This window comes from Neptuniibacter sp., from assembly GCF_024231755.1.
Classification (GTDB): Bacteria; Pseudomonadota; Gammaproteobacteria; order Pseudomonadales; family Balneatricaceae; genus Neptuniibacter.
The window spans coordinates 1-961 of record NZ_JAAEQH010000098.1; the positions used below are offsets into that span (position 1 = coordinate 1).

At 45.6% G+C, this 961-nt stretch carries 1 protein-coding gene; it reads right to left on the minus strand.

Going from position 1 to position 961, the window contains the following annotated elements; translation table 11 throughout:
• Positions 1 to 450 precede the first annotated feature (450 nt).
• The coding region (locus GY843_RS04405) for a hypothetical protein (protein WP_297306930.1) at positions 451 to 961 on the minus strand (511 nt) is incomplete at its 5' end.

The window sequence follows — 961 nt, forward strand, 5'->3', positions numbered from 1 at the left end:
TAGCGAGGCAGCGGATAGTTGGCTCGGAATGACAGAGTGTTGTAGGTGGCTGATGTTGTAATGGTAAGTTCTGCTCAGAGCATTCCGAATAGCGGTGAGAGGGGGGGGGGTTCAGGCAGAAAGGGGAGTTGCTGTAATAGCGTCGATAAGATTTTCAGAGGAGATGGGATGTCGACGGTTTCGAAGAAATTCGGCACTGACAATAGTCCGGTTGTTGCCTCGATGTTGGTTGTAGGAATCCATACCTAGCCTGAGAATAAATACATCCTAACTACTAAACAAAGCATACATATTCATAAAGCTCATCATCCTATTATAGCTTAGCTATGATAGTTACAATTTTTAGCCATAAGTTTAGGGTAAATTTGGTAGTCTAGTTAGAGTTATAAATGGTTAGTAAGTCATGGCGTGCAGACAATTTGGGTTAATCGTTTGGTTGGTCAGTTGGAATTAGTTGGCGGGGAAGTTGAAGTTAATCAATTGATGCACGAGAAAACGAACGCGGTATTTCGGCGTGCTATAAGCCCAGTACGGACAGGTAGAGACCTGAGCGCGAAGTGGTTCACGGCAAGCGAACAGCGGGACTTGACAGTAAACGGCACTCGGGATCCAATAGATCGCATGCGGCATCATCATCACACCTTCTACATAGTTCCATGGATCGTTGGGTCCTTGACAATAGGCACCCTTGCCGTAGATGATTTCGATTGCAACCAACGTCACAATGGGTGACAGAGCAGTGAGTTGCATTCGGTCGATGCGCCATCTTTCCTGGATACGTTTCTCTCTGAGAAACATCATACGATACTGGTACATGCCGAGGGACGCAAAATTGATGTTCATCGTCTGCAAAGTCGGAGGTCTTCCCAAAATTTCAGGCTCAGAGAAATAGTCAAAGTGACTATTAACGTAGGACTGAATGATGACTACACGAAGCCGGAACGGAGAACAATCTTGGAAA